Origin of the sequence: Rhodococcus sp. 06-235-1A, from assembly GCF_002258785.1 — a bacterium.
Classification (GTDB): Bacteria; Actinomycetota; Actinomycetes; order Mycobacteriales; family Mycobacteriaceae; genus Rhodococcoides.
In genome coordinates this window covers 233,360-252,622 of the sequence record NZ_NOYI01000009.1, presented here as the reverse complement: position 1 = coordinate 252,622, position 19,263 = coordinate 233,360, and the positions used below count along the sequence as shown (strand labels likewise).

The window sequence follows — 19,263 nt, the reverse complement described above, 5'->3', positions numbered from 1 at the left end:
CACGGTTGCACGACGCCTATGTAGCCGCGGCCGAGGAGGCGGACGATGCCCGCCATGCCAGGGATGGGCGTGGTGGATCCGCAGGTCGATGATGTTCGCCGCCCGTTCCGAGTTTCTCGAGATGTCGAACAAGCACGCCGCGCGATCGGATCACACCGTCCCCCAATGTGATTCCCGTTCACCGCCCGGCCGGCGGTGGACATGATCGAAAGGTCAGGCCATGAACCCGGCAGATCGGCACGACCCCACACAATCGGCTCTCCGTCTCGTCCAGTCCATCGCCCTTTCGGTACCCGCGTACCGCCGGCTTCTCGGCGAGCACGGAATCGACGTCGACGCGATCACGTCGATGACCGACCTCGCGGCGCTGCCGACTACCTCGAAGGACACGTACCGCCGACCGCACGCACTGGCCGATCTGCAGGTCGGACGGCCGGAAGAGGTCGAGACCATCGCCAGTAGCGCCGGCTCGTCCGGAACTCCCACCTTCTGGTCACGTGGGCAGCGCAGTACCGACCACGGTGCGGCGATGTTCGGACACGTGCTGCGGGAATCCGCCGACACCGAGCACAGAGCGACCCTCGCACTCGTCACCTTTCCGCTCGGGCCGTACATCGGAGGTGCCTTCATGTACGCCATGCTGCTCGAGCTACGCAGACGTGGCCATCGGCTCTCGATCGCGACCCCCGGCATGGATCCCGACGTCATTGCCGAGGTGGTGTCCGAGGCCGCAGACGGATATCAGCAGATCGTGATCTTCGCGTATCCGCCGATCGCCCGGGACCTCCTGGACACCCACGGCGAACTGCTTCGACGGCACGACGTGGTGATCGTCGTGGGCGGTGAACCCGTCAGCGAAGCCTGGCGCACCCTCGTTCACGGCATGTTGGGTGACCCCGGCGGGGACCGGGTACGTGTGGTGTACGGGGCAACCGACGTCGGATTCGTCGGCTACGAAACGTCCGCCACGATTGCCATACGTTCAGCGGCAGCTGAGGATTCGGCCTTGAACCGCGCGATGTTCGGCACGGAGTACGCCGAAGGAGATGTGGTGCAGCAACCCGCCTTCGTGCAGTATCGGCCCGAATTCACCTACATCGAAGTCGACCCCGACGGGTATCTGCTCTTCACCGTCGGCGGCGTACTGCCGTTGGTGCGCTATCGAGTGAACGACCGAGGAGAAGTCCTCGTCGGCAGCGCCGTCCGCGACCGACTCGTCGACTCCGGATATCCCGCTCTCGCGCAGGACGTCGACCCGAATGCTCACTACCTGTTGGTGTTCGGCCGAACCGACGTCGCCGCCATCTACAGCGCCGTCAACATCTATCCCGACTACTTCCGACCGGCCGTCGAACACATCTCTCTGGCAACACGATTGACCGGACGGTTCGTCGCCCGCTGCGAGACCGACAGCGAACAGCGCCAGACGTTGACGCTCGACGCGGAGCTTCGGCCCACACTGGAATCCGATCCCGATACTGCCGAACAACTCCGGCAGCTGTCCATCGCCAGCCTTCGACAACTGAGCGCGGAATACCGCATCGTGCACGACCAGAAGGGTCACGACGCAGAACCCGTCGTACGCCTACGGCCGTTCCGCTCCTCAGGCTTCGTCACCGGAGGAAAACAGAAATCGATCGACTAGCACCCGTCAGCCACCTCGGTGATCGTCCACCCAGTCCGGATGCTCGCGCTGGGCCCACTCTCGCGTGACGACACCCGCCGTCATTCCGCGCATGGCCTCGGCGTCTCGCCATGCGTAGGTGATGTGACCGAGCACCAGAAGGCCGAATCCCAATGCGAACCAATCGTGTACGAAGGTCGCGCCGATCCGCCAGTTCAGCGGGCTCCAGTTCTGGAAATACATCACCGCACCGGTCAGCAGCAGCACAAGAATCGATCCACCGCTGAGCGCACCGTTCAGCTTCTGGCCGGCGTTGAACTTACCGACCCCGACGGCTCCGAGGCGACGGGCCTTGGAGCGCAACCACTTCCAGTCGTCGTCGACGAATCTGTTGAGGCGCCCCATGTCCCGTCGGTAGCCCTTCGATATCGCACCGGCGATCAACGGAACCGGAAGGAGGAAGCCCGACCACACGTGCACGAACTCAACGATCGGACGATGACCGACGACCACCGCGAGCGACCCGATGTAGAGGACGGCGGCGGTGACGATGCAGACGATCACCAGGATCCCGACGGCCCAGTGCACATATCGTTCGACCCGTCCGAAGCGAGCGAGCTCAGCTCGTGGGGTCATCGCGACGCCCGTTCGATTCGCCGACGTATGCATCGATGTCGTACCCGCGATTCTCCCAATATCCGGGAACTACATTGTCGGTGAGCTCGATACCGCCCAACCACTTGATGCTCTTGTAGCCGTACATCGAGGCCACGAACAGTCGAACGGGCCCGCCGTGGTCGTGGGTCACCGGACCGTCCAACATCGTCAGCGCAACCAGGACGTCGTCCCGACGCGCCTGCTCGAGCGTCAGACTCTCCGTGTAGGTCCCGTCGAACGAGGTGAAGCGAAGAGAGTTCGCCGACGTGGTGGGCACGACGGCATCGAGAATATCGGCCAATCGCACTCCGCTCCAGGCTACTTCGGGTACTCGCCATCCCGTCACGCACTGGAAGTCACGCACCAACGACGTCTGCGGCATCGAACGGAGGTCCTGCAGAGTGAACGTGCGCGGTGTGTCCACGGAACCGCCCACCGTCAGGGCGTAGGAGTTCTCGTCCTTGCGCGGGGCACCCTGCGTCACCGAGTAGAACCGAAAGTTGTTCCCGACGGGAATCAGTCCGATCAATCCCGTCGGATCGTGGTTACCGAGTGGGCCGAGAACGGATGCCAACCCCTTCTGCAGCGCCCCGCCGCCCACGATGCCCGCGGCACCGGCCGCCACCAGGCCGAGCACGACTCGGCGACCCACGGGACTTCCCGGGATCTCTCGCTCGTCGATCGGCATTCCTCCACTGTCCACGCTCGACGCCGATCCGTCACCTGGCACCGCTCGAAGTCTGGAAGTTCGTCGACGGAAGTCCTACCGTGGAGACATGGCACTGTCGAAGGCAGAACGCGAAGAATTTCTGGCCGAGTCTCGGATCGCCGCCTTGTCCGTCGCTGCGGGTCCGGATCGGGGGCCGCTCACCGTCCCCATCTGGTACGACTACACCCCGCGCGGTGACGCGTGGGTCCTCACCGGCAGGACGTCCAAGAAGGCCCGATTGATCAGGGATGCAGGTCGATTCACTCTCATGGTCGAACAATCGAATCCGACGATCAAATACGTGTCCGTCGACGGGCCGGTCGTACGCGAAGAGCCGAGCACCCCAGAGCTACTGCGCGCCATGGCTGCGCGCTACCTACCCCCGGAGAAGGTCGACGGCTACCTCGAGATGGCACACAGCGAACACGAAGAAAACGTGGTGTTCTACCTGCAACCGGAGCATTGGCTGTCGGCCGATCTCGGGGCCATCTGACGGCGTAGGCGACGCGGGCCGATCACCGCGTGAACGGCGGTCCGTATCCCGGAGGTGGACCGGTGAAGGTCGGCGCGACGGGGTTGTTCCTCTTCGGGCCTATCACCGCATCGATACCGACGGCAATCCACGCCGGCACAACGATGCTCACCAACAGCACGACATCGAGAAGCGCGGGCGTCGCTCGAGAATTGAATGCGTCCAACATCAACCAGTGGGCGAGAAGCTGAAATACCGACCCCGCCACTGTGGAAATCGCGACAGCCACCAAGGTCACCAGTGAGCGGCGTCGGACCAGAACCCACGCAAGTACGGCAGGCACCATCACGATGATGGACAGAAACGCCGCGTACACCACGTAGTCGCTGATGCCGAAGTAGACCGGCCACAACTCAGCGATCACCAGGATCAAGACCGAAATGCTCAACGCGACAACGGCAACGATGCGTCGGACCGGAGCAACTGGCTGAAGCGCACAGAACACGGCCAACGCGAGAGACGGAATCGTATTCGCCGCGAGAAGGTGGAGGGACGTGCTGCCGAGAGGCCCCATCGCGAGTCGCAAACCGAGGCCGATCACGCACCCCACGACGAGTATCACGATCGACACGACGCTCGGCCGCGGTGACATCCGAGGCCGAGGACGCGGTGGCTGCGGCGGATACGCAACCGGTGGTGGCTGATAGCCGTAGTTGCCTGGACCGTGCACAGTCCGTCCTTCCATGGGTAGTGGAGGCCGGGCAGTCACCCCCCGGTTGCCTGCGAAGAACATTAACGAACCGAATGGTATTTCGCGAGAGTACGGACTCGCTGCGGCTACGCGGAGAGGTGCGTCGAGACGAACCGTCGGACACGTTCCAGCGATGCAGCGGTTTCCGGTGTAGGTACCTGCTGATACGCGTGCCAGAGTCCAGCAGCGTCGTCCACCTCGATGGGCACGCCTTGATGTTCGAGACGACGCGCCAAGCTCAGGACATCAGGGCGAAGGAGGTCTCGCCCCGCGGTCACCAGAAGTGTCGGCACAGTGAGGCCCGTGAAGTCGCCCATTATCGGTGACGCTCGCGGATCGTCGGGGTCGTGTCCGTCCAGATACGCGGGCAACGCCTTGTCCAGCATCCCGTGCCACTTCACGACCGGATCGAGGCCCTCGTTCACCAACCGAGCGGAATCGAACTCGTGGAGATCGGCGGCGGGACTGAACAACACCACAGCGGCGGGCAGCGGTGCCGCTGCATCGTCTCGCAGGAGCAACTGTTGCAGCACGCCCAAGGCCAGGTTCGCGCCGGCAGAGGTGGCGACGAGGACCGGACGCCCAGACCGCCCCGATGTCACTGCATCCCAGGCCTTTTCGATCTGATGCAAAGATGACGGAAACCGAGTTCCCGGGGCCAATCCGTAATGCAGCGAAAAACACGTCAACCCTGTCGAGGCGGTCAGGCCGATGGAGATCGAATCCACCGGTTCACCGACGACGAATGCTCCACCGTGTACGTAGACGAGATAGTCGTCGTCTTCTGTCCGAGGGTGATCCCGGGAAATCAACTCGGTAACGTCAGATCCCTCATGATCCGTGTTGCGAACGCTGACACGGTTGCGGCGCAACGCATCTGCAATGGCACCCTTGTTTCTCCGGCGCGCCAATGCGCGAACCACGGGACTGAACACCGCGTTGAGCGGCACCGGAATACTCGCGGGCGGAGCGCTCGCCAGCATCGCCTCAGCGAGCTCGGACAGTGGTTCCGCGTTGTGCTCGTCGTTCGCACCGAGGCCGGGCCGGGTCATGCCGAGAGGATAGCGAAAGGCGCGCGAACTCGAAGTTGTGGAGGGAAATCTCCAGATCTTCATCCGCAACGTCGAGTTCGGCGGATGATGTGCCCATGTTCGGACGACTGATCACAGCACTGTTGGTTATCGCGGGTAGCGCGGTGTTCGCACTGGGTACGCCGGGAACTGCGTCTGCATGTGACTGCGCCGTGCCGATGAGCTACGAGAAGACCCCGCAGGTCTTCGCCGAGGTGGCCGGAAAGGGCGCAGTGTTCCTGGGGACGCCGGCATCGAAGACGGCGGGCACCGACGCCCAGGGTTACAGCGTCGACATCGTGGAATTCGACGTCGCCGGAGTGCTCGACGGTCAGGTCGCACCCATCACCACGGTGTCCACCGCTACCGAGACGACGGCATGCGGTGCCGGATTCACCGTGGGAACCGAGTATCTCGTGGTCGCATCGACGGAGAACGCCAACGGTGCCACCTGGTCCGCGGCGTCGTGCGGTGGCACCAGCCTCGCCAGCGATCGCGTCTCGGTGGAGTCCGCGGTGTCGGTGTTCGGACAACCTCGCCCGATCATCGAGCCCACGCCACCGGAAGTTGTTGCAGCCGAACAGAGTCCAGATCGCACGAACTACGTTCCCTGGATGGTCGGCCTCATCGCTGCGGCCGCAGCCGCTGCGCTGGCAGTGCGGCTCCGCCGCAGTGGTGTGAACAGGCACCCCTGAGGGCACTCGACCGCACCACTGCGCCGGAGGTGCACTACTTCAGGACGATGTTCACCATTCGACCCGGGATCACGATGATCTTGGTCGGGGCCTTGCCGTCGAGCAGGGCCACGATCTTCTCGTCGGCCAGCGCCGTCTTCTCGACGTCGTCCTTCGTCGCATCGGCGGGGACGGTGATGCGGCTGCGCACCTTGCCGTTGACCTGGATGGGGTAGTCGACGGTATCGGCGACGAGCCACTTCTTCTCCACACGCGGGAATGGCCCGTGCGCCAACGACTTCTCGTGACCGAGCTTGCGCCACAATTCCTCGGACAGGTGCGGAGCCAGCGGAGCGAGCATCAGTATCAGCGGCTCGACGACCCCGCGCGGGGCACCGTCGGGGTAGGCCTTGGTGATGTGGTTGGTCAGCTCGATCAACTTGGCACCGGCCGTATTGTCGCGCAGCGCAGCGTAATCCGCGTGCACACCGTCGATCACCCGGTTGAGCACTCGCAGCGTGTCCTCGGTGGGCTTGGCATCGGTGACGCGGACCTCGCCGGTCACCTCGTCGAGCACCAGGCGCCAGACGCGCTGCAAGAACCGCTGCGCGCCGACGACGTCCTTCGTCGCCCACGGCCGGGAGGTGTCCAGCGGACCCATCGACATCTCGTAGAACCGCAGGGTGTCGGCACCGTACTCGGCGAAGATCTCGTCGGGGGAGACCGAGTTCTTCAGTGACTTACCCATTTTCCCGTACTCACGGTTGACGGGCTGATCCTGGTAGAAGTAACCACCGTCGCGTTCGATCACCTCGGCCGCGGGCACGTAGACCCCACGGGCGTCGGTGTACGCGTAGGCCTGGATGTAGCCCTGGTTGTACAGGCGACGGTACGGCTCGCTCGAGCTGACGTGACCCAGATCGAACAACACCTTGTGCCAGAAGCGCGAATACAGCAGGTGCAACACCGCATGCTCGACGCCACCGACGTAGAGATCGACCCCGCCGGGATCGTGGGGTCCGTGGATCTCCGGACGCGGCCCAACCCAGTACTTTTCGTTCTCGGGGTCTGCGAAGGCCTCGGAGTTGGTGGGGTCGATGTAGCGCAGCTGGTACCAGGAGCTACCGGCCCACTGGGGCATGACGTTGGTATCGCGGGTGTAGGTCTGCAACCCGTCGCCCAGATCCAGTTCGACGTTCACCCAGTCGGCGGCCTTGGCCAGCGGCGGGGACGGCTCGGAGCCCGCGTCGTCGGGATCGAACGAGACCGGTGCGTAGTTCTCGACCTCCGGAAGTTCCACCGGCAGAGCGGAATCAGGTAAGCCGTGCGGGTTGCCCTCGGAGTCCCAGACGATCGGGAACGGCTCGCCCCAGTAGCGCTGGCGAGCGAACAGCCAGTCGCGCAACTTGTACTGAATAGTGCCGCGGCCGGTGCCCTCTGCTTCCAGGCGTGCGATGACGGCGGCCTTGGCCTCGTCCACCGGCAGACCGTCCAGGAAGTCGGAGTTCACCAGCGCGCCGTCGCCGACGTACGCCGCCTCGGTGACGTCGCCGCCCGAAATGACCTCGCGGACAGGGAGACCGAATGCCGTTGCGAATTCCCAGTCACGCGCGTCGTGTCCGGGTACGGCCATGATCGCACCGGTGCCGTAGCCCGTCAGCACGTAGTCGGCGATGAACACCGGCACCTGCTCGCCGTTCACCGGGTTTTTCGCGTAGGCACCGATGAAGACGCCCGTCTTCTCCTTGTTCTCCTGCCGCTCGAGATCGGACTTGGCGGCGATCGACGCACGATATGCCGCAACGGCTTCCGCGGGGGTTGCGGCTCCGCCGGTCCACTTGTCCGAGACATCCGCCGGCCACTCGGGAGCGATCAGCCCGTCGACCAGATCGTGCTCGGGGGCCAGCACCACGTAGCTCGCGCCGAACAGCGTGTCGGGACGAGTGGTGAACACCTCGATACCGGAGAACGAGACCTGCGCACCGCGGGAGCGTCCGATCCAGTTGCGCTGCATGGTCTTGACCTTCTCGGGCCAATCCAGGTACTCGAGGTCGTCGACCAGGCGGTCGGAGTATGCCGTGATGCGCATCATCCACTGCCGCAGGTTCTTCCGGAAGACCGGGAAGTTGCCGCGATCGCTGCGGCCGTCGGCGGTGACCTCTTCGTTGGCGAGAACTGTGCCCAGGCCGGGGCACCAGTTGACCATCGAATTGGACTCGTACACCAGCCGGAAGCCGTCGATCACCTCATGGCGCTCGCCGACGGTCAGCGACTCCCAGGAGCGGCCGTCGTCCAAAGTCCGCTCACCCGAGGCAAAGGCCGCCTCCAACTCGGAGATCGGACGCGCCTTGTTCTGGTCCGCGTCGAACCAGGCGTTGAAGATCTGCAGAAAGATCCACTGTGTCCAGTGGTAGAAGTCGACATCCGTCGTCGCCAGGGACCGTCGGCGATCGTGGCCGAGACCCAGGCGTCGCAACTGGCGTCGCATGTTGACGATGTTGTCCTCGGTGGTGCTGCGCGGGTGCGTGCCCGTCTGCACGGCATATTGCTCGGCGGGCAGCCCGAACGCGTCGTACCCCAGCGCGTGCAGCACGTTGCGTCCCTGCATGCGGTGATACCGGGCGAAGACGTCGGTGGCGATGTAACCGAGAGGATGCCCGACGTGCAGGCCGCTGCCCGACGGATACGGGAACATGTCCTGGACGAAAAGCTTGTCTTTCGGGACGTCTCCGGCGAGCGTGCCGACCGGGTTGGGCGCGTCGAAGGTGCCCTGGGTCTCCCACAGGTCCTGCCACTGCTCCTCGATGTGCCCAGCGAGCTCCGCGGTGTAGCGGTGCACCGGCGCGGTCTCGGGTGTAGCGGCTTCGGCGGATGCGTCAACGGAATCGGTCACACCTACCAGCCTAAAGTGTGACGCGGCCCGCCTGGTACCAGGACCTCGCTGCGCCGTATCCTGGCCAGGTGGTCATCGTCTCGGTTGTGTTGTTCGTGCTCGCCCTCGTCGTCGGCGCTGTCGCTGCCCTGTCGCTGTTGGGTCGGCTCCCGCGCAACCGTTTCGCCGGTGTCCGCACCGCCGAGGCGATGCGTGACGACGAGACGTTCACCCTCGCCAATCGCGTCGCCGGACCCACCACCGCCGCATCGGCCCTGGTACTGGCCATCGGCGCAGTGGCCGCTCTCGCACTGAGCGGCATCGCCGCCGTCGTCGGCGTCGTCGTTGCCCTCGTGGCCGCACTGTTCATCGCCGCAGCAGGCGGATCCATCGGGGCCCGCGCCGCAGCGGCCGTTCCTGCTCCCGCCGAGGCGGACGGATGCGGAAGCTCGTGCATCTCGTGCAGCCTCAAGGACGCCTGCCAGCCGAGCTGAGCAGATGAAATCGAGAGCTGCCCACACGTTCGATCCCGCCGGAGTGGTGTTCGGTGTCCTCGTACCGCTGATCGTCGCTGCTCTCGGTCTCGTTCTGGCCTACCTGTGGCAGGGCCGACTACCTGACGAGGTCGCCACGCACTTCAGCGGCACCAACCCGGACGACTTCTCCAACCCCCTCTCCAACGCCTGGACGCTGGCCGTCGTGATCGTGCTGGTGGGCGGCGGGTGCAGTGCCGTCGCATCGCTGGCTCGGGTGCTGCTGATCATGCGCCGCACGATGCTGATCATCGGGCTGACGGTCGTCGGGATGATCGGCGTTCTGCAGATCGCAACCCTGACGCGGGAGCTGGACCTGACGTCCGGCCAGAGCGTCACCATCCCCGGGTGGGCGATGGCACTGGGGACCGTCGTCGGATTCGCCGCCGGGTTGTTCGGTGCTTCCCAGCTCCGTGACCACCGCGAACGCGTCGCCGCCACGTCTGCGCCGCACGCCGATCTGCCGCGCTGCAATCCCGAACTACCCCTGGTGGTGCACGTCGGCGCGAGCCGCGTCGCGGGGATCACCGTCATTGCGGTGTCACTCGCAGGAGCCGCCCTCACCTGCTACTTGTCGAGCTCGCCGTGGCCGATCTTTCTCTTCGTCCCGCTGACGATTCTGATTCTGTCGCTGCTGCGCTTCACCGTCCACATCGACAGCGATGGTCTGTACGTGTCGAGCCTGGGCATGGCGGCATTCGACTACGACATCGACGAGATCACCGGTGCGTCGGTGCGAACAGTGGATCCGTCCAAGGACTTCGGCGGTTGGGGTCTGCGGGCCAAGGGGCGCGGGAACTACGCCGTCGCCACAGACACCGGACCCGCGGCCTTCGTCACCTTCGCCAACGGGGACCGGCTCACCATCGGTTGCGCCCACGCCGACACGATCGCAGGCACCCTCAACTCCCTGACCGCCCGTGCTCGCAGCGCAACCGTGGATTAAGTTAGCCGAGTGAAGTTGTTGCGGGATACCGTGCTGGATCCCTTCCTGCTCGGCATCTTCGCCGTAGCGGTACTGGCGAGTCTCTTTCCGGCGACGGGCACAGCCGAGGACGTACTGGGCTGGGTCACCAAGATCGCCATCGCTTTGCTGTTTCTCATCTACGGTGCGAGGTTGTCGCCGCGAGATGCCTGGGACGGCCTCAAGCACTGGCGTCTGCATTCGGTCATCCTCGCGTCGACCTATCTGCTGTTTCCCGCGCTCGGCCTGGCTCTGCGGATACTCGAACCCGGATTGATCAGCGACGACCTCTACACCGGCGTGCTGTTCCTCTGCCTGGTTCCCTCGACGGTCCAGTCCTCGATCGCCTTCACCTCCATCGCCCGCGGCAACGTCGCCGGTGCCGTCGTCAGCGCGTCGTTCTCCAACATCATCGGAGTGTTCGTCACCCCGCTGCTGGTGATCGCGTTGATGACCACCACCGGATCGGTGAGCATCGATCCCGGCTCGATCCTCGACATCGTGGTCCAACTGTTGCTGCCGTTCGCCGTCGGCCAGCTGATCAGGCCATGGGTCACGGGATGGTTGTCCCGGCACAGCGCGCCGACGAAGCTCGTCGACCGAGGCTCGATCCTGTTGGTCGTCTTCGCCGCCTTCAGCGAATCGATGAACCAACACGTGTGGTCCTCGGTGGCGGTGTGGCGCATCGGCGTCGTGATCGCGGTGTGCGCTGTGCTGCTCGCCGTCGTGCTGACGATCACCTGGTACGCGGGCAAATGGTTCGGCTTTGCACTCGAGGATCGGCTGGTGCTGCTGTTCTGCGGATCGAAGAAGAGCCTGGCGAGCGGCCTGCCGATGGCCGCGGTGCTGTTCGTCGGCCAACCCGTCGGACTGATCGTGTTGCCGTTGTTGCTCTTCCACCAGATCCAGTTGATGGTGTGCACCGTGATCGCTCAGCGCTTCGCCCGGCGACCGGAATCGGAACCGAGCCCGGCGGCCTCCGCGGCGGACTAGATTGGTGTCACTCGAGGCAATGGGGAGAAGACGATGACCAGGAAACTTCACACCGACGGTGTCGTCTCTGCGGCCTACACCGGCCGGCTCGCCACCAATCCTGTACCCGCACTGCGGCTTCCCGAGGAGCAACTCGACCCCGACGCCGCCTACCGCTACATCCACGACGAACTGATGCTCGACGGCAGCTCGCGCCTCAACCTGGCGACGTTCGTCACCACCTGGATGGATCCCCAGGCCGAGAAGCTCATGGCGGAGACGTTCGACAAGAACATGATCGACAAGGACGAATACCCGTCCACCGCCGCCATCGAAGAGCGCTGCGTCAACATCGTCGCCGATCTGTTCCACGCACCCGGACTCGACCGAGAGGACCCGTCGTCGGCCACAGGTGTGTCGACCATCGGATCCAGTGAGGCCGTCATGTTGGCCGGCTTGGCGCTCAAATGGCGCTGGCGAGCCAAGGGAGCCGGCACCGGCACTCCGAACCTGGTGTTGGGCAGCAATGTTCAGGTGGTGTGGGAGAAATTCTGCCGCTACTTCGACGTGGAGCCGAAATACCTACCCGTCGAGCGCGGACGCTACGTCATCACCCCCGAGCAGGTTCGGGATGCGGTGGACGAGAACACCATCGGCGTGGTCGCGATCCTCGGCACCACCTTCACCGGGGAACTCGAACCGGTACAGGAAATCTGCGCAGAACTGGATCGGATCGCGTCGAGCGGTGGGCCGGACGTACCGGTCCATGTCGACGCGGCCAGCGGCGGCTTCGTGGTTCCCTTTCTGTATCCGGAACTCGAATGGGACTTCCGACTGCCCCGCGTCAAGTCCATCAACGCCAGCGGACACAAGTACGGATTGACCTACCCGGGAATAGGATTCGCCGTCTGGCGAACCAAGGAAGACCTCCCCGAAGACCTCGTGTTCCGGGTCAACTACCTCGGCGGAGACATGCCCACCTTCACGCTGAATTTCTCCAGGCCAGGGAACCAGGTGATCGGGCAGTACTACAACTTCCTACGACTCGGCAGATCCGGCTACACCGACATCATGAAAGCACTGCGCGACACAGCCGTTCGCGTCAGCCGGCACCTCGACAAGCACCCCGATATCGAGGTGATCACCGACGGATCGGCCATCCCGGTGCTGTCCTTCATGCTCAAAGCAGACTGCGGATTCACGGTCTTCGACGTCTCCCACGAACTACGTGCCCGCGGATGGCAGGTACCGGCATACACGATGCCCGACAACGCCACCGACGTAGCGGTACTCAGAGTCGTTGTCCGAGAGGGCTTCAGCGCGGACCTGGGTCGCATGCTCTGCATTGCCATCGACGAAGTGATCGCCGGACTGAAATCGGGCGGACACTCGACCGCGCGGGCCTTCGCTCACTGAGCGGCTTCGCCGCATGTGAGCGGAAAGTCGACCCCTGCTACGAGGCGGGAGTGGAGCCTGCGGAACGACCCGAAGGCACTGCCGTGCACGTGCGGCGCAGCCGCTCAGTTTCGGTCGACGTCGATCGGATGGGATGCCAGCAGCGCCAACGGCATCGGCTGTCGCCGCAGCACGTGCGCCCACAGGTCGATGCGCGGTGGTCCGATCACGTCGGATGGCAAGGCAGACACCACCATCCAGTCTTCGCGGTCGAGTTCGCCTTCGAGTTGGCCGAACGTCCAGCCCGAGTATCCGGCGAAGATGCGCACACCCTCGACCAGGGGGGCGATATCGGCCGGGTCGGAATCGAGATCGACCATCACCACTCGGCCGTCGACACGGCGCAGCCCGGCAACGCCGTCGATCGAGACTCCGGTACGCACCGTCGCCAGGCACAGAGCCGAATCCCGTTTGACCGGCCCACCGACGAACAACGCCTGCGGCTTGGCAGCCAGCTCGGACCAGTTGGGCAACACGTTCTGCACGGCCGTCTCACTGGGACGATTGATCACGACACCGAGGCTGCCTGCGTCGTTGTGTTCGATGATGTAGATGACCGTGCGCCGAAACGTGGGCTCGACGAGTTCGATGGACGAGACCAGCAGACTGCCGGGCCGAACATCGCGCAAGGCCGATGCCGTCCGGTCCTCGGGTTCCTCCGCATGCGCTGCCACGCTAGCCATTGTGGCACCGCGCACCCGCGGATGTGGCGCAAGCGATGCGGCCAGTCTCTGCTCCTACTCGAGCCCGGCGATCTTCGTCAGAAGTCCCAACTGGTACTCGAACAAGTCGTCCCTGTTGGCGAACGTCGTGGCACCGTACTGATCGAACACATCGAAGCTGATTGCGCCGAACAGAGACGCCCACACCATGACTCCGAGGGCTATCAGCTCGTCGGGCAGGTTCGTCCCCATCTCCTGACGGATCTCCTCGAAACTGCCCTGTAGTGACGCCAACTCGGTGGACGCCGGATCGACGTCCGGCCGACGGGTGTCCCAGGCCGCGTTGAGGACTGCGACCAGCGTGGTGATCACGCGGGTTCCGGGCCCCGTGGTCTGCTCCGCAGGGGCGTGGTAGCCGGGTACCGGACTGCCGAACAGCAACGCGTACCGCGCCGGCTCTCGCAATCCCCACTGCCGCACCGTCCTGCCGAGAGCGAGGAACTTCTCCTTCGGCCCCTCGGCGGCATCCACCGCAGCGTCGACCGTGTCGCCGAGCTCGGTGTATGCGTCGACGACGAGCAGGGTCAGCAATTCGTCTCGGCTGGCGACATATCGGTACACCGCAGAGGAGACGACGCCGAGGTCCCTCGCGACAGCGCGCAACGACAGGGCCGCAGCACCGTCGGCAGTGAGGTGTTCGCGTCCGATGCGGGTGATGTCGGCCAGAGTCTGCGCGCGGGCTCTGGTTCGGGGAGTGCTCGCCATAGCCCTCACAGTAACTGCTGCTCTTTCCGGAGAGCACTGCTCTTGCTTTCTTGCCGACATGGGTGCACACTCGTAACAACAGAGAGCACCGCTCTCGTTTCGAGAAGAGGAGCACATCATGGCCGAACTACACGTCGTCACCGGAGCCGGACCCGTCGGCTGGACCGTGGCCGAACAACTTGCTGCACAGGGCCATTCGGTGCGGGTTCTGACCCGGTCCGGTAGCGGGCCCGAGCACCCGATGATCGAGCGGCGGTCGGTGGACATCGAGTCCGACGACCTCCACCCGCACCTCGACGGTGCCACCGCCATCTACCACTGCACTCACGCCGCCTACGAGGACGCGGTCTGGCGGGACAAGCTCGAAGCGATGGAAAAGCGCGTGCTCGACGCCGCCGCGGGCACCGTCGTCGCGTTCCCCGAAAGTTTGTACGCCTACGGCCGGGTCGACGGACCGATCCGCGAGGACTCACCCCGTGACGCCACCTACCGCAAGTTGGGTGTGCGTACACAGCTCCTGGCGGCTCGCGACAGGCACTCCACGCCCACTGTCAGCGTCGCTGCGTCGGACTTCTACGGGCCTCGCGTCATGACGTCCCACATGGGTGAGCGGGTGATTGCGCCCATCCTGGCCGGCAAGCCGATTCGGGTCATCGCATCCGCCGACCTACCGCACTCGTTCACCTACGTACCGGATTTCGCGGCCGCGATGATCACTGCCGCCGCAGCGCCGTCGATGTGGAATATCTTCCTGCACACACCTACCGCTCCCGCGGTATCGCAGCGATCCATGATCGAGATGTTCTCCGCTGCAGCACAATTGCCGTCTCCGAAGGTCGGCGTCATACCGGCCTGGGTGATGCGCGCACTGAGCCTGGTACCCGGCCCGATGAAGGAACTCGGCGACACCCTCTATCAGTTCCGCTATCCCTACGTCCTCGACTCGAGCCGCAGCGAGGCGCTTCTGGGACTCCAGCCCACCGCTCTCGCCGACGGCACCGCCGCAACGATGGCATGGTGGCAGGCTGCGGTTCCTGCGGCAGTGAACGGCAACTAGAGTTCCCTCGGTGAACGACGCCTCCTTCCGTACCCGCCTACGCGAGTCCCCGGGAGTCGGCAAGCTCACCACCATTCGGTTCGCGGGTCAGTTCGGCGACGGGCTGTTCCAGGCCGCGCTCAGCGGTGCCATCCTGTTCAATCCCGAACGTGCGACGAACCCGGCCGAGATCGCCGCGGGATTCGCGGTACTGCTCGTGCCGTATTCACTCGTCGGACCCTTTGCCGGAGCACTGCTGGATCGCTGGAATCGACGGTCGGTGTTGCTGTGGGCCAACATCGTTCGCGTCGTGCTGATCGTCACCACCGCGGTGCTGCTGTGCGCCGGAGTCGACGCGACACCGCTGTTGCTGTTGGCACTGGCAACGGTCGGGCTGAGCAGGTTCGTCCTCGCCGGTGCCTCGGCGTCGCTGCCACACGTGGTTCGACAATCGTGGCTGGTGCCGATGAACTCGGTACTGGCCACCGTCGGGTCCGGTTTCGCAGCGGCAGGTGCGGGCCTCGCCGTCGCAGTGATCGGCGTCGTCGGTGCCGGCGATCTCGGTTCGGGCATCGCTGTCGGTCTCGCCGCGACCGGATCGATCGTCGGGGCCGTGGCCGCCGCACGATTCAGTCCACGTTCACTCGGGCCAGGCATCGAGAGCCGAACCGACACTGCTGTCAAAGATGTTGCCTCCGGCCTGAAATCGGGCGCGCAGGCCGTCTGGCGATCGTCCGGGGTGACTGCGGCGATGATCGGAATCGGGGCACACCGCATCGTGTTCGGCATCAACACCCTGATCATGGTGTTGATACTTCGCGAGGCCACGGCCAGCAACCTGCCCGGTGGGCTCGCAGGCTTCGGCATAGCAGTCGGAGCCACGGCCACCGGAATGTTCCTCGCCGCTGTCATCACCCCGTTCGTCGTTCCCCGGTTGGGTCGTACCCCCACGATCGCCGTCGCGCTCGTCCTCGCCATCGCGGCACAACTCGGAGCCGTCTCGGGCCTGACGCAGAACAGTCTGTTGATCGGGGCGTTCGTTCTGGGGATCGCCGGGCAGACCGTCAAACTCAGCGGGGATGCCGCCATGCAGATCGAGATCGACGACGCCCATCGCGGACGCGTCTTCGCTCTCCAGGACACCGTGTTCAACGTCGCGTTCGTCGGTGCTCTGGCCGCAGCGGCGTTCGCCGTCGGCCCCACCACCACCGATCTGAGTCGGGACCCCGCCGCCCACATCCTGGTGTTCGTGGGGGCGGGTCTCTACGCGCTCGGACTGGTCGCGGTGGCGGCGAACACCAGACGCCAACGCCGCTGACGCGGTGGAGGACGAGCATGTCAAGTGGGACAACCTCTTCGGCTTCTCGAAGTTCCAGGTCTGGACGATGGTCCCGGCGGGGGAGTACGACTACATGTTCGGCACCGTCAACGGTCTCGTCGGACACGTCGGTCTCGCTCGTGTCCCGAAAGCCGACGTGCTGAACAAGACTGCGTACCGGTACTGGGTGAACGACACCTGGGCTCCGGTCGGATCGAACGGCGCCACCCCCCATCGCCGACGGGATGGCCGGGGAACTGTCGGTCCATCACGACGAGGCCCGAGACCCTGGCAGATGACCTATCTCGATCCGATTCGCGGCGATATCGTTCTGCAAGAATCGAATTCGCCTCAGATCCGGTGGACCGCGCCGAGCACAGCGATCGACACCGCCGAGTACCCCAAGGCGAACGGCAGTTTCATTCACCCGTGGTCGACGGCGAACGAGCTGTACTTCACCATGTCGGAGTGGGACAGCTACAGCGTCTACCTCGTCAAGGCCGAGCTTCGCTCGTCGTGAGTGGAACTTCGTAGTGGGCTACGGGAACTTCCGCGCACGTGCGCAGGACGCGCCTAGTGCGTGGGCCACCACTCGAGCAGCGCGGCTTCGGCGTCCTCCCGAGAGAGCGGGCCGCGATCGAGGCGCAGTTCTTTCAGGTATTTCCACGCCTTGCCCACGTCTGGGCCGGCCGGGATATCGAGCAACTCCATGATCGCGTTACCGTCCAGATCGGGGCGTACCCGCGCCAGATCCTCCTGCTCGGCAATGCGTGCGATCCGCTCTTCGAGATCGTCGTACGTCGCCTGCAGCGCCGCGGCCCGACGCTTGTTCCTGGTCGTGGAATCGGCGCGAACCAGCTTGTGCAGCTTGGGCAGTAGCTCGCCGGCATCAGTGGCGTAGCGGCGGACGGCCGAGTCGGTCCACTGACCCTTACCGTAGCCGTGGAAGCGCAGATGCAGGAACACCAGATGCGAGACGTCCTCGATCATCTTCTTGGAATACTTCAAGGCGCGCATACGCTTTCGTACCAACTTGGCACCGACGACCTCGTGGTGATGGAAACTCACGCCACCGCCCGGCTCGTTGCGCTTGGTATCGGGCTTGCCGATGTCGTGCAGCAGTGCAGCCCAACGCAATACGAGGTCCGGATCGCCGTCCTCGAGATCGATCGCCTGCTTGAGCACGGTCAGCGAGTGCCAGTACACGTCCTTGTGCTGATGATGCTCGTCTATCTCGAGCTTCATGTCCGGAACCTCGGGAATGATGCGCTGCGCCAGACCCGTCTCGCACATCACGTCGATGCCGTCGATCGGGTGCGCGCCGAGTATCAGCTTGTCCAGCTCGACCTGGATTCGTTCGGCGGTGATGCGGTCGATCTGCTCCGCCATGTCCTCGATGGCTCGGTGCACCCGGGGCATCAACGAAAATCCCAGCTGGGAGACGAACCGTGCGGCCCGCAGCATGCGCAGCGGATCGTCGCCGAACGAGACCTCCGGTGCGGACGGGGTATCGAGAACGCCTTCGAGCAAAGCGTCCATTCCGCCGAGCGGATCGACGAATTCCTGAGCGCCGTCGGCTCCGAGACGCACGGCCATGGCGTTGACGGTGAAATCGCGTCGAACCAGGTCTTCGTCGAGGCTGTTGCCGTACTGCACCTCGGGATTGCGAGAGACCTGGTCGTAGGAATCACTGCGATAGGTGGTGATCTCGATCGTCTGGCCGTCCTTGGCCGCACTGACGGTGCCGAACGCGATGCCCGTGTCCCACTGATGATCGGCCCAGCCCGACAGCAACGCCTGCACGTCCTCGGGCCTGGCGTCGGTCGTGAAATCGAGATCGGTTCCGAGTCGACCGAGAACTGCGTCGCGCACCGTTCCGCCGACGAGGTACAACTCGTGGCCCGCAGCGGCGAACAGCGCACCGAGTGGAGTCAACACGGGAGCGAGCTCACGCAACGTCACTGCGGCTCCGGCCAGCAACCTCTCCCGGCGCGCATCGGTCTGCTCGGCGGAAACGGAAGACAAGGACTGATCGGCCACGGTGGAAGAGCCTACTGGCGCTGTGCCGACCGGATCGTCTCGCCCACTGGCCTCGGTGCGGCACGGCGGAAGAGTGCGCACAGGCAACTAGTATGGATCGGGTGTCTGCTGCCGAACGATCGAACAGGAGTCGCCGCAACCCGCGGCGGCGTCAGGCACGCGCCGACACCGAAGCACCCAAGCTCCGGACCGTCCGAGAAACCTCGGCAGGCGGTCTGGTGGTCGACGGCCTCGACGGCCCGCCCGCCACCCGCTGCGCCGCCCTGATCGGCCGAACCGACCGTCGGGGACGTCTGCTCTGGTCCCTGCCCAAGGGTCACATCGAACAAGGCGAAACCGCCGAGCAGACGGCCATGCGCGAGGTGGCCGAGGAAACCGGCATCCGCGGAACCGTCCTGGCGTCACTGGGCAGCATCGACTACTGGTTCGTCACCGAGGGCCGACGCGTCCACAAGACCGTCCACCACTACCTGCTCCGATTCCTCGGCGGGGAACTCTCGGACGAGGACCTCGAAGTCACCGAGGTCGCCTGGGTACCGCTGAGCGAACTGCCCTCGCGACTCGCCTACGCCGACGAACGCAAACTCGCCGCCATCGCCACCCGCCTCATCGAGGACATGAACAGCGGCGACATCGACAGCGGCGACATGAACGGCGACTCGAGCGGTTCCACCCCCGGCGAGAAGTGA

The 19,263-nt window shown here is 64.8% G+C and carries 18 protein-coding genes and 1 pseudogene; 11 read left to right on the top strand and 8 right to left on the bottom strand.

Annotation, left to right across the window (positions count from 1 at the left end; genetic code table 11):
• Positions 1–220 precede the first annotated feature (220 nt).
• Complete coding sequence (locus CH275_RS08010; RefSeq protein WP_094676842.1) at positions 221–1,645, top strand: phenylacetate--CoA ligase family protein; 1,425 nt, start codon at positions 221–223, stop codon at positions 1,643–1,645.
• A gap of 6 nt (positions 1,646–1,651) precedes the next feature.
• On the opposite strand, the gene CH275_RS08005 is transcribed toward CH275_RS08010, so the two are convergent.
• Positions 1,652–2,260: a cytochrome b/b6 domain-containing protein gene (locus tag CH275_RS08005; protein ID WP_094676840.1), complete on the bottom strand. Its 609-nt coding sequence runs from the start codon at positions 2,258–2,260 to the stop codon at positions 1,652–1,654.
• Positions 2,244–2,969, bottom strand: a complete 726-nt coding sequence (locus CH275_RS08000) for a molybdopterin-dependent oxidoreductase (protein ID WP_094676838.1) — start codon at positions 2,967–2,969, stop codon at positions 2,244–2,246. Before CH275_RS08000 ends, CH275_RS08005 begins: the two co-directional genes overlap by 17 nt.
• 88 nt (positions 2,970–3,057) lie before the next feature.
• On the opposite strand from CH275_RS08000, the gene CH275_RS07995 reads away from it, so the two are divergent.
• A complete protein-coding gene (locus CH275_RS07995) occupies positions 3,058–3,483 on the top strand; it encodes a pyridoxamine 5'-phosphate oxidase family protein (protein WP_094676836.1) in 426 nt (141 codons plus the stop codon).
• 22 nt (positions 3,484–3,505) lie between these two features.
• On the opposite strand, the gene CH275_RS07990 is transcribed toward CH275_RS07995, so the two are convergent.
• Both CH275_RS07990 and CH275_RS07985 read right to left on the bottom strand, forming a co-directional pair.
• The gene (locus CH275_RS07990) at positions 3,506–4,192 is read right to left on the bottom strand and encodes a hypothetical protein (RefSeq protein ID WP_143546709.1); all 687 of its coding nucleotides are present in this window, start codon (positions 4,190–4,192) and stop codon (positions 3,506–3,508) included.
• A 107-nt stretch (positions 4,193–4,299) separates the two neighbouring features.
• Positions 4,300–5,265: an alpha/beta hydrolase fold domain-containing protein gene (locus tag CH275_RS07985; protein ID WP_179276037.1), complete on the bottom strand. Its 966-nt coding sequence runs from the start codon at positions 5,263–5,265 to the stop codon at positions 4,300–4,302.
• A 95-nt stretch (positions 5,266–5,360) separates the two neighbouring features.
• On the opposite strand from CH275_RS07985, the gene CH275_RS07980 reads away from it, so the two are divergent.
• Positions 5,361–5,978: a hypothetical protein gene (locus CH275_RS07980; protein WP_094676830.1), complete on the top strand. Its 618-nt coding sequence runs from the start codon at positions 5,361–5,363 to the stop codon at positions 5,976–5,978.
• 34 nt (positions 5,979–6,012) lie between these two features.
• On the opposite strand, the gene leuS is transcribed toward CH275_RS07980, so the two are convergent.
• On the bottom strand, positions 6,013–8,850 hold the full coding sequence (leuS, locus tag CH275_RS07975) for a leucine--tRNA ligase (RefSeq protein WP_094676828.1): 2,838 nt from the start codon (positions 8,848–8,850) through the stop codon (positions 6,013–6,015).
• Positions 8,851–8,918: 68 nt separating this feature from the next.
• Between leuS and CH275_RS07970 the strand changes: the two genes are divergently transcribed.
• From CH275_RS07970 to CH275_RS07955, 4 genes are read left to right on the top strand one after another with little or no spacing between them, the layout of a single operon-like run.
• Complete coding sequence (locus CH275_RS07970; protein ID WP_094677327.1) at positions 8,919–9,323, top strand: SdpI family protein; 405 nt, start codon at positions 8,919–8,921, stop codon at positions 9,321–9,323.
• A 4-nt stretch (positions 9,324–9,327) separates the two neighbouring features.
• On the top strand, positions 9,328–10,308 hold the full coding sequence (locus CH275_RS07965; RefSeq protein WP_094676826.1) for a DUF1648 domain-containing protein: 981 nt from the start codon (positions 9,328–9,330) through the stop codon (positions 10,306–10,308).
• 9 nt (positions 10,309–10,317) lie between these two features.
• The gene (locus CH275_RS07960) at positions 10,318–11,319 is read left to right on the top strand and encodes a bile acid:sodium symporter family protein (RefSeq protein WP_094676824.1); all 1,002 of its coding nucleotides are present in this window, start codon (positions 10,318–10,320) and stop codon (positions 11,317–11,319) included.
• Positions 11,320–11,352: 33 nt separating this feature from the next.
• Entirely contained in the window at positions 11,353–12,714 is a 1,362-nt protein-coding gene (locus CH275_RS07955) for a glutamate decarboxylase (protein ID WP_094676822.1), read from the top strand.
• Between the two features lie 104 nt (positions 12,715–12,818).
• Here CH275_RS07955 and CH275_RS07950 read toward each other — a convergent pair whose 3' ends face one another.
• Positions 12,819–13,436, bottom strand: a complete 618-nt coding sequence (locus tag CH275_RS07950; RefSeq protein WP_179276036.1) for a YqgE/AlgH family protein — start codon at positions 13,434–13,436, stop codon at positions 12,819–12,821.
• Positions 13,437–13,490: 54 nt separating this feature from the next.
• A complete protein-coding gene (locus CH275_RS07945) occupies positions 13,491–14,180 on the bottom strand; it encodes a TetR/AcrR family transcriptional regulator (RefSeq protein WP_094676820.1) in 690 nt (229 codons plus the stop codon).
• Between the two features lie 118 nt (positions 14,181–14,298).
• Between CH275_RS07945 and CH275_RS07940 the strand changes: the two genes are divergently transcribed.
• From CH275_RS07940 to CH275_RS07930, 3 genes and pseudogenes are all read left to right on the top strand, one after another.
• Complete coding sequence (locus CH275_RS07940) at positions 14,299–15,237, top strand: NAD-dependent epimerase/dehydratase family protein (protein WP_094676818.1); 939 nt, start codon at positions 14,299–14,301, stop codon at positions 15,235–15,237.
• Positions 15,238–15,247: 10 nt separating this feature from the next.
• A complete protein-coding gene (locus tag CH275_RS07935) occupies positions 15,248–16,534 on the top strand; it encodes an MFS transporter (RefSeq protein WP_094676816.1) in 1,287 nt (428 codons plus the stop codon).
• Positions 16,533–17,054, top strand: a pseudogene (locus CH275_RS07930) (DUF4185 domain-containing protein); the annotation flags it as partial. The gene CH275_RS07935 and the pseudogene CH275_RS07930, both read left to right, overlap by 2 nt.
• A gap of 53 nt (positions 17,055–17,107) precedes the next feature.
• On the opposite strand, the gene CH275_RS07925 reads toward CH275_RS07930, so the two are convergent.
• Entirely contained in the window at positions 17,108–18,574 is a 1,467-nt protein-coding gene (locus CH275_RS07925) for a CCA tRNA nucleotidyltransferase (RefSeq protein ID WP_094677323.1), read from the bottom strand.
• A 101-nt stretch (positions 18,575–18,675) separates the two neighbouring features.
• On the opposite strand from CH275_RS07925, the gene CH275_RS07920 reads away from it, so the two are divergent.
• Entirely contained in the window at positions 18,676–19,263 is a 588-nt protein-coding gene (locus tag CH275_RS07920) for an NUDIX hydrolase (protein WP_094677321.1), read from the top strand.

What these genes read in the sequence shown, in the direction of transcription:
- CH275_RS08000 (WP_094676838.1), bottom strand. Translation starts at nt 2,969, where the DNA reads ATGCCGATCGACGAGCGAGAGATCCCGGGAAGTCCCGTGGGTCGCCGA.
- CH275_RS07950 (WP_179276036.1), bottom strand. Translation starts at nt 13,436, where the DNA reads ATGGCTAGCGTGGCAGCGCATGCGGAGGAACCCGAGGACCGGACGGCA.
- CH275_RS07985 (WP_179276037.1), bottom strand. Translation starts at nt 5,265, where the DNA reads ATGACCCGGCCCGGCCTCGGTGCGAACGACGAGCACAACGCGGAACCA.
- CH275_RS07945 (WP_094676820.1), bottom strand. Translation starts at nt 14,180, where the DNA reads ATGGCGAGCACTCCCCGAACCAGAGCCCGCGCGCAGACTCTGGCCGAC.
- CH275_RS07995 (WP_094676836.1), top strand. Translation starts at nt 3,058, where the DNA reads ATGGCACTGTCGAAGGCAGAACGCGAAGAATTTCTGGCCGAGTCTCGG.
- CH275_RS07955 (WP_094676822.1), top strand. Translation starts at nt 11,353, where the DNA reads ATGACCAGGAAACTTCACACCGACGGTGTCGTCTCTGCGGCCTACACC.
- CH275_RS07940 (WP_094676818.1), top strand. Translation starts at nt 14,299, where the DNA reads ATGGCCGAACTACACGTCGTCACCGGAGCCGGACCCGTCGGCTGGACC.
- CH275_RS08010 (WP_094676842.1), top strand. Translation starts at nt 221, where the DNA reads ATGAACCCGGCAGATCGGCACGACCCCACACAATCGGCTCTCCGTCTC.
- CH275_RS08005 (WP_094676840.1), bottom strand. Translation starts at nt 2,260, where the DNA reads ATGACCCCACGAGCTGAGCTCGCTCGCTTCGGACGGGTCGAACGATAT.
- CH275_RS07965 (WP_094676826.1), top strand. Translation starts at nt 9,328, where the DNA reads ATGAAATCGAGAGCTGCCCACACGTTCGATCCCGCCGGAGTGGTGTTC.
- CH275_RS07980 (WP_094676830.1), top strand. Translation starts at nt 5,361, where the DNA reads ATGTTCGGACGACTGATCACAGCACTGTTGGTTATCGCGGGTAGCGCG.